The organism is Variovorax sp. 01T439_2 (genome assembly GCF_056398445.1).
Genome location: NZ_JBFTPJ010000192.1, coordinates 1 through 7,579, shown reverse-complemented (window position 1 = coordinate 7,579; position 7,579 = coordinate 1). Strand labels below are relative to the sequence as shown.

The window sequence follows — 7,579 nt, the reverse complement described above, 5'->3', positions numbered from 1 at the left end:
GCCGGGGCTCGCGTGGTGCGCCACCAGGCGCCACCCTTCGACGGTCTTGTGATAGACGTTGGTGGCCAGCACGAAGGCGTGCTTGGGGCCTTCGGAGGTGAGTACCTCGATGCGCTCGAGCACGTTGTGCACGGCGCTTGCCAATGACTCGATCTTGCGCACGCGCGCTGGCGTCGCGTGGATGGCGCCGTTGCCGAACATCTGCTCGAAGGCGGCGCGGATGGCGGTGGCGCCTACCAGCCGCGGGCCGCCGGGATGCACGCAGAACACCTCGTCCTCGTCGGCCCAGCACGCCATCAGGGCATCGATGTCGCCGCGCTGCAGCGCTTCGTAGAAGGCGGCTTCGACGTCGTCGGCAGTGCCGCCGATGGCCGCGGCGGCGCGGAGTGGGGTCTTGGGCATGGGGTGATTTTGCCGCGCGATCGATGACATGGGGCTGCACCGCTTTGGCCTTGCGGCGCACCGCGTTGCCGCAGCGCGGGCGGTTCGTCCGCTCCACTTTGGACCAAATGGTCAAAACACAACATCCAAAAGCACTCAAACCGTTGATTTAAAACGGCTTTTCCAATTGGCACGGGCCATGCATAGGGCTTTGCGACCCCGCAACAGGAGCTTTTTGCATGAACGTCGGCATCTTCATTCCCATCGGCAACAACGGCTGGCTGCTCTCGGAGAACGCGCCGCAGTACAAGCCCAGCTTCGAGCTCAACAAAGAGATCACGCTGACAGCCGAGCGCTACGGCGTGGACTTTGTGCTTTCGATGATCAAGCTGCGCGGCTTCGGCGGCAAGACCGAGTTCTGGGACCACAACCTCGAGTCGTTCACGCTGATGGCCGGGCTCGCGGCCGTGACCACGAAGATCAAGCTCTTTGCCACCGCCGCCTCGCTGGTGATGCCGCCGGCCATCGTCGCGCGCATGGCGTCGACCATCGACTCCATCTCCAACGGCCGCTTCGGCCTGAACCTCGTCACCGGCTGGCAGCGGCCCGAGTATTCGCAGATGGGCATGTGGCCGGGCGACCAGTTCTTCGGCACGCGCTACCAGTACCTGTCGGAATACATCCAGGTGCTGCGCGAGCTCTGGGGCAAGGGCCAGTCCGACTTCAAGGGCGACCACTTCCAGATGGACGACTGCCGCCTGAGCCCGCAACCGCAGGCCGACATGAAGGTGATCTGCGCGGGCCAGAGCGACGCGGGCATGGACTTCTCGGCCAGGTACGCCGACTACAACTTCTGCTTCGGCAAGGGCGTGAACACGCCCAAGGCCTTTGCGCCCGCGGCCGAGAAGCTCATCGAGGCCACGCGCAAGACCGGCCGCCACGTCACCACCTATGTGCTGATGATGGTGATTGCCGACGAGACCGACGAGGCCGCGCGCGCCAAGTGGGAGCACTACAAGGCCGGCGCCGACCACGAGGCCATTGCCTGGCTCGGCCAGCAGGGCGCGGCCGACACCAGGTCGGGCGCCGACACCAACGTGCGCCAGATGGCCGACCCGACCTCGGCCGTGAACATCAACATGGGCACGCTGGTCGGCTCCTACGCCACCGTCGCGCGCCTGCTCGACGAGATGGCCGAGGTGCCGGGCACCGAGGGCGTGCTGCTGACCTTCGACGATTTCGTGCAGGGCGTCGCGGCCTTCGGCGAACGCATCCAGCCGCTCATGAAGAGCCGCGTGCACGTGCAGAGCCCCGTGCCCTCGCAGGCCGAAGCTGAGCGCCTTGCGGCCTGAGCAGGAGCGCCACGTGAGCACTCCCGCACGCAACACCACCCTCACATCGAACACCCCCGCTGGCGCGCCGCGCCTGCCCGGCGCACCGGCGCCGCAGGTGCTGCCCGCGCGGCCCGAACCGCTCGCGCTGCATGCCAGCGACTCGGCCCTGATCGTGGTCGACATGCAGAACGCCTATGCGTCGATGGGCGGCTATGTCGATTCGGCCGGCTTCGATATTTCCGGCGCGCAGGGCACCATTGCCAACATCGCGCGCACCATCGCGGCGGCGCGCACGGCCGGCATGCTGGTGGTGTTTCTGCAGAACGGCTGGGACGCCGCCTACGTCGAGGCCGGCGGACCGGGCTCGCCCAACTGGCACAAGTCGAATGCGCTCAAGACCATGCGCGCGCGGCCCGAGCTTGCGGGCAAGTTCCTCGCCAAGGGCGGCTGGGACTACGAACTCATTGCCGAGATGAAGCCGCAGCCCGGCGACATCGTGGTGCCCAAGACGCGCTACAGCGGCTTCTTCAACAGCACGCTCGACAGCACGCTGCGCGCGCGCGGCATCCGCCACCTGGTGTTCACCGGCATCGCGACCAACGTSTGCGTGGAGTCGACCCTGCGCGATGCCTTCCACCTCGAATACTTCGCCGTGATGCTGGAAGACGCGACGCACGAGCTTGGCGGCGCGGCCATCCAGAAGGCATCGGTCTACAACGTCGAGACCTTCTTCGGCTGGGTCTCCACCGTCGACGACTTCGTGCGCAGCTTCGCGCCGGCCACGGCCTGATTCCCATCGTTCAACCCACAGCAAGGAACCCCCATGCCCAAGCAAGCCATCATCCCGGCCGGAACCACCACGCCGATCGCTCCCTTCGTGCCCGGCACCATGGCCGACGGCATCGTCTACGTGTCGGGCACGCTGCCCTTCGACAAGGACAACAACGTGGTCCACGTGGGCGACGCCTCGGCGCAGACGCGCCACGTGCTCGAGACGATCCAGAACGTGATCGCAACAGCCGGYGGCACCATGGACGACGTGACCTTCAACATGATCATGATCAAGGACTGGGCCGACTACGCCAAGGTCAACGCGGTGTACGCCGAGTTCTTTCCGGGCACCAAGCCCGCGCGCTACTGCATCCAGTGCGGCCTGGTGAAGCCCGACGCGCTGGTCGAGATTGCGTCTATCGCCCACGTCGGCAACAAGGCCTGAGCATGCCGCTGCACTACGAAGTGCATGGGCCGGCCGATGGCGAGGCGGTGCTGCTGTCGTCGGGCCTGGGCGGTTCGGCCGCCTTCTGGCAACCGCAGCTTGGCGCGCTGCTCGAAGCGGGCCACCGCGTGATTGCGTACGACCAGCGCGGCACGGGCCGCAGCCCCGCCGCGCTGGATGCGGGCTATGCCATTGCCGACATGGCGCGCGACGTGGTGCAGATTCTCGACGCCACGGCCACGCCGCGCTGCCACCTGGTGGGCCATGCGCTGGGCGGGCTCGTGGGCCTGCAGCTGGCGCTCGACGAACCGGCGCGCGTGGCCAGCCTGGTGCTGGTCAATGCGTGGTCGAAGCCCAACGCGCATTCGGCGCGCTGCTTCGATGCGCGGCTCGCGCTGCTCGATGCCTGCGGCCCGCGTGCGTACGTGGAAGCGCAGCCGATCTTTTTGTACCCCGCGGCCTGGTGCGCGGAACATGCGCAGCGCGTGGCCGACGAGGTCGACCATGCGTTTGCGCATTTCCCCGGAGAAGCCAACATGCGCGCGCGCATCGGCGCGCTGCGCGCCTTCGACATCGATGCACGCCTGGGCGCCATCACCGCGCCCACCTTGGTGGCCGCCGCCATGGACGATGCGCTGGTGCCTTGGACCTGCTCACAGCGCCTGGCCGATGGCCTCAAGGACGTGACGCTCCACTTCCTGCCGCACGGCGGCCACGCGCACAGCGTGACCGAGGCCGCCGTCTTCAACCGCAGCCTGCTCGACTTTCTCGCCCGGGTCAGCGCACCCGGCGTACCCGCATGACCATGATGAAACCTGCCCTCGACGACGCCGCACTGGCCCTTCTTTTTACCGAGGCGCGCAGCCACAACGGCTGGACCGCCGAGCCCGTGACCGACGCGCAGATCCGCCAGGTCTACGCGCTGGCCTGCATGGGCCCGACCTCGGCCAACTGCTCGCCCGCGCGCTTCGTGTTCGTTCGCACGCCCGAAGCCAAGCAGCGCCTCGCGCCCGCGCTTTCGAAGGGCAACCTCGACAAGACCATGACGGCGCCCGTCACGGTGATTGCCGCGTGGGACCGCAAGTTCTACGACAAGCTGYCCACGCTGTTTCCGCATGCCGATGCGCGCAGCTGGTTCACCGGCAGCCCCGAGGCCGCGCACGAAACCGCCTTTCGCAACGCCAGCCTGCAGGCGGCCTACCTGCTGCTGGCCGCGCGCGCGGTGGGGCTCGACGCCGGGCCGATGTCGGGCTTCGACAAGGCGAAGGTCGATGCCGCGTTCTTCGAGGGCACCGACTGGAGCGCCAACTTCCTGATCAACCTCGGCCATGGCGATCCGGCCAAGGTGTTCGGCCGCCTGCCGCGGCTCGCCTTCGACGAAGCCTGCGTCCTGGCCTGAAGCCCGTCTTCACGGAGATTCTTTCTCATGCTGCCCAACGCAATGGCCTCCCACCACGTCATGCCAAGCGGTGCGCCGCCCGCGCTGCCCAAGGCCGACTACCGCAACGCCATGGCGCGGCTGGGCGCAGCGGTCAACATCATCACCACCGATGGCCCTGCAGGCCGCGCCGGCTTCACGGCCTCGGCCGTGTGCAGCGTGACCGACGAGCCGCCGATGCTGCTCGTGTGCCTGAACCGCTCGGCCTCGGTGTACCCCGCGTTCACGGCCAACGGCGTGCTGTGCGTGAACGTGCTGGCCGCGGGGCACCAGGCGCTGTCGGGCCTGTTCGGCGGCAAGACGCCGATGGACGAGCGCTTTGCCGCGGGCCGATGGGGCCGCAAGGCCACGGGCTCGCCGGTGCTCGAAGATGCCGCGGCCTCGTTCGACTGCCGCGTGGTGCAGGCCACGAGTGCGGGGACGCATGACGTGCTGTTTTGCGAGGCGTTGGCGATTGCGATTGGCGGGGCGGCGCAGAGCCTCATCTACTTCGATCGCCGCTATCACGAGATCGCGGCGCCGCCGCACTGACTTTCTTTCTTTTCCCTTGTCTTCTTCCCTCTCCCTCCGGGAGAGGGTCAGGGTGAGGGCAGCGGCCTTTGCAATCGCAGCGCATCTTTCAACGCCGCCGGCCCTCACCCCCACCCTCTCCCGGAGGGAGAGGGAGTAAATCCCCCTACCGCGGCGCAATGCCCTGCAGCACGATCCGCTGCACGTTCTCCACCGTCTGCTCGAAGAACGCCGGATCCTCCAGCGTATGCCCCGTCAGCGCCTGCACCTGCACGCCGAAATCCGCATAGTGCTGCGTGACGGCCCAGAGCGTGAAGATCAGGTGGTGCGGATCGACCGCTGCGAGCTTGCCGGCTGCGATCCATGAACGGATGACCTCCGACTTGCGCTCCACCAGCGTGCGCAGCTCGCGGTCGAGCTCGTCGCGCAGGAGCGGCGCGCCCTGGATCATCTCGAGGCAGAACAGGCGCGATGCATCGGGCCGGTCGCGCGACACCACGAGCTTGCGACGGATGTAGCTGCCGATGGCTTCGGCCGGATCCTGCTCGGCGCTGAAGCCGCGCAGCGGTTCGAGCCACAGCGCGAGCAGGTCGCGCAGCACGTTGACGTAGAGCTCCTCCTTGTTCGCGAAGTAGTAGAGCAGGTTGCTCTTGGACACATCGGCGCGCGCCGCCACCTGGTCGATGGACGTGCCATGTAGGCCGAAGCGCGAGAACAAACCCAGTGCGGCGCCCAGGATGGCGCTGCGCTTGTCCTCGATCTGGCGCAGCCTGCGGCTCACCGCGGATGCGCTGCGCACGGCGGGCTTCGCGCGCTTGCGCGCCGGGCCCTTCACCGGGATGGTCACCGGGCTTTTTTTGGCCGGGATCTTCTTCGTGCTGCTGGCTGCGGCCAGCGCCTTGGTCTTCGGCATCTTCCCTCGCTTCATCGATTGCTTGCTGGTTCTTCTTTCAACGCGCACCACTGTAAGGCCGCGATGCATCGCGTTGCGCCAGCGCGGCCTTCGCGCGCCGCCGGCACGCACCATGCTGACGCGGCCAACGTGTTTTGTCCATTTGGTCCAACTGGCACAGACGTTGCATGGCGAAAGGCATGCCAAGCACGAGGACCGACACATGACAACGCTGCTGTCCGTACCCATCATCGATCTCGCGCCCTACTTCGCCGGCACGGCCGAAGGCAAGGCGCAGGTTGCGGCCAAGGTCGACGAGGCCTGCCGCAGCATCGGCTTTCTGGTCATCACCAACCATGGCATTCCGGCCGAGCTGATTGCGCGCGTGTCGCAGCTCTCGCGCCGCTTCTTCGACATGCCGCTGGCCGAGAAGCGCAAGGTCGACCGGCCACGCGAAGACGCGGTGCGCGGCTACAGCGCGGTGGGCGAAGAGGGGCTTTCGTACAGTCTGGAAGAGGCCGCGCCCGGCGATCTGAAGGAATCGTTTTCCGTCGGCCCCTCGAACGTGCCGGACGACGACTACCACCGCGGCCCTGCCGCCGGCCCGCACTTCGAGCCCAACAGCTGGCCGCCGATCGACGGTTTCCGGGAGGCGTACGAAAGCTACTTCGAGGCGATGAGCGATCTCTCGCGCTCGCTGATGCGCATCTTCGCGCTCGGGCTTGCGTTGCCCGAGACTTTCTTCGACGACAAGATCGACAAGCACATCAGCATGTTCCGCGTGCTGAGCTATCCGCCGCAGCGCGAAGCGCCGCTGCCGGGCCAGCTGCGCGCGGGCGCGCACAGCGACTACGGAAGCCTCACGATCGTGCTGCCCGACGACAAGGGCCTGCAGGTGTTCAACAAGGCGGGCCAGTGGGTCGACGTGCCGCAGGTGGAAGGCGGCCTGGTGGTCAACATTGCCGATCTGATGATGCAGTGGACCAACGACCAGTGGGTGTCGACGCTGCACCGCGTGGTCAACCCGCCGTTCGAGGTGGCCAGCACCAACCGCCGCCAGTCGCTGGTGTTCTTTCACCAGCCCAACTACGACGCGATGGTCGAGTGCCTGCCGAGTTGCCTGGCACCGGGCGAGCAGCCGAAGTACGCACCGATTTCTTCGGGCGACCACCTGACCTCCAAGTTCGTCAAGCAGACGACCTTTGGGGGGACCAAGGTCGCGGTCTAAATGAAACCCCGCGATCGTTGTTGTTCGGGGCGCGCTCCCGCCGACGGGGTACCTTGCTCCGCGAATGTCCCCCGCGCTTCGCGCTCCTCCTTTATTTCGCTGCGCAAGGCACCCCATCGACGTGATCGTTATGCACAGCGGTCGTTGATCGGCCAGCACAGGAGCCGCGCCCATCGTGCACAGGACATCGGGTGCTCCCCGCAGCGAAATCAAGGAGGAGGCCGAAGGCCGGGGGACATTCGCGGAGGGGAGTACCCGGTGGCCTGTGCACGCGCCCTGAAAAGCGCCCTGAACAAGAGCGCCCCGAACAAGAGCGCCCCGAACAAGAACAACAGCGCCAAGAAAAACTGACATGCCCCACCTCTCCTACGTCAACGTCTTCGCCAAAGACGTGGCCGCGCTCAGCGGCTTCTATCAGCGCGTGTTCGGCTTCCCGGAGATCGAGGCCATTCGCTCGCCGATCTTCCGCGGGCTCGACACCGGCAAGTCGAGCCTCGGCTTCAACGCGCTCGATGCCTACGAGCTGCTGCACCTGGCCGAATTTTCCGACACGCGCGGCGTGAAGTTTCTGCTGAACATC

The 7,579-nt window shown here is 66.8% G+C and carries 10 protein-coding genes; 8 read left to right on the top strand and 2 right to left on the bottom strand.

The genetic code is table 11. The features are described 5' to 3' along the window. On the bottom strand, positions 1 to 402 hold a 402-nt coding region (locus AC1DOC_RS11520; protein WP_478129819.1), incomplete at its 3' end, for a YybH family protein. Between the two features lie 218 nt (positions 403 to 620). Between AC1DOC_RS11520 and rutA the strand changes: the two genes are divergently transcribed. Genes rutA through rutF form a run of 6 tightly spaced genes read left to right on the top strand, consistent with a single transcriptional unit; the run spans position 621 to position 4,900 of the window. Then, positions 621 to 1,733, top strand: a complete 1,113-nt coding sequence (rutA, locus tag AC1DOC_RS11515) for a pyrimidine utilization protein A (RefSeq protein WP_015867598.1) — start codon at positions 621 to 623, stop codon at positions 1,731 to 1,733. A gap of 13 nt (positions 1,734 to 1,746) precedes the next feature. Then, on the top strand, positions 1,747 to 2,505 hold the full coding sequence (gene rutB / locus AC1DOC_RS11510; protein WP_015867599.1) for a pyrimidine utilization protein B: 759 nt from the start codon (positions 1,747 to 1,749) through the stop codon (positions 2,503 to 2,505). A 33-nt stretch (positions 2,506 to 2,538) separates the two neighbouring features. Continuing rightward, a complete protein-coding gene (gene rutC, locus AC1DOC_RS11505) occupies positions 2,539 to 2,931 on the top strand; it encodes a pyrimidine utilization protein C (RefSeq protein WP_015867600.1) in 393 nt (130 codons plus the stop codon). 2 nt (positions 2,932 to 2,933) lie between these two features. Next, positions 2,934 to 3,734, top strand: a complete 801-nt coding sequence (gene rutD / locus AC1DOC_RS11500) for a pyrimidine utilization protein D (protein ID WP_015867601.1) — start codon at positions 2,934 to 2,936, stop codon at positions 3,732 to 3,734. Continuing rightward, complete coding sequence (locus tag AC1DOC_RS11495; protein WP_478129818.1) at positions 3,731 to 4,330, top strand: malonic semialdehyde reductase; 600 nt, start codon at positions 3,731 to 3,733, stop codon at positions 4,328 to 4,330. Before rutD ends, AC1DOC_RS11495 begins: the two co-directional genes overlap by 4 nt. 27 nt (positions 4,331 to 4,357) lie before the next feature. Further along, positions 4,358 to 4,900: an NADH-dependent FMN reductase RutF gene (rutF, locus tag AC1DOC_RS11490; RefSeq protein ID WP_436288139.1), complete on the top strand. Its 543-nt coding sequence runs from the start codon at positions 4,358 to 4,360 to the stop codon at positions 4,898 to 4,900. 145 nt (positions 4,901 to 5,045) lie between these two features. Here rutF and rutR read toward each other — a convergent pair whose 3' ends face one another. Then, entirely contained in the window at positions 5,046 to 5,792 is a 747-nt protein-coding gene (gene rutR / locus AC1DOC_RS11485) for an HTH-type transcriptional regulator RutR (RefSeq protein ID WP_478080549.1), read from the bottom strand. Positions 5,793 to 5,994: 202 nt separating this feature from the next. Between rutR and AC1DOC_RS11480 the strand changes: the two genes are divergently transcribed. Next, entirely contained in the window at positions 5,995 to 6,999 is a 1,005-nt protein-coding gene (locus tag AC1DOC_RS11480; protein ID WP_478080550.1) for an isopenicillin N synthase family dioxygenase, read from the top strand. A gap of 352 nt (positions 7,000 to 7,351) precedes the next feature. Then, positions 7,352 to 7,579, top strand: a 228-nt coding sequence (locus AC1DOC_RS11475) for a VOC family protein (RefSeq protein WP_478129817.1), incomplete at its 3' end; no start/stop codon positions are given.

Bases quoted from the DNA above. Each gene is read 5' to 3' on its own strand.
- rutR (WP_478080549.1), bottom strand. From the start codon at position 5,792: ATGCCGAAGACCAAGGCGCTGGCCGCAGCCAGCAGCACGAAGAAGATC.
- rutA (WP_015867598.1), top strand. From the start codon at position 621: ATGAACGTCGGCATCTTCATTCCCATCGGCAACAACGGCTGGCTGCTC.
- rutD (WP_015867601.1), top strand. From the start codon at position 2,934: ATGCCGCTGCACTACGAAGTGCATGGGCCGGCCGATGGCGAGGCGGTG.
- rutF (WP_436288139.1), top strand. From the start codon at position 4,358: ATGCTGCCCAACGCAATGGCCTCCCACCACGTCATGCCAAGCGGTGCG.
- AC1DOC_RS11480 (WP_478080550.1), top strand. From the start codon at position 5,995: ATGACAACGCTGCTGTCCGTACCCATCATCGATCTCGCGCCCTACTTC.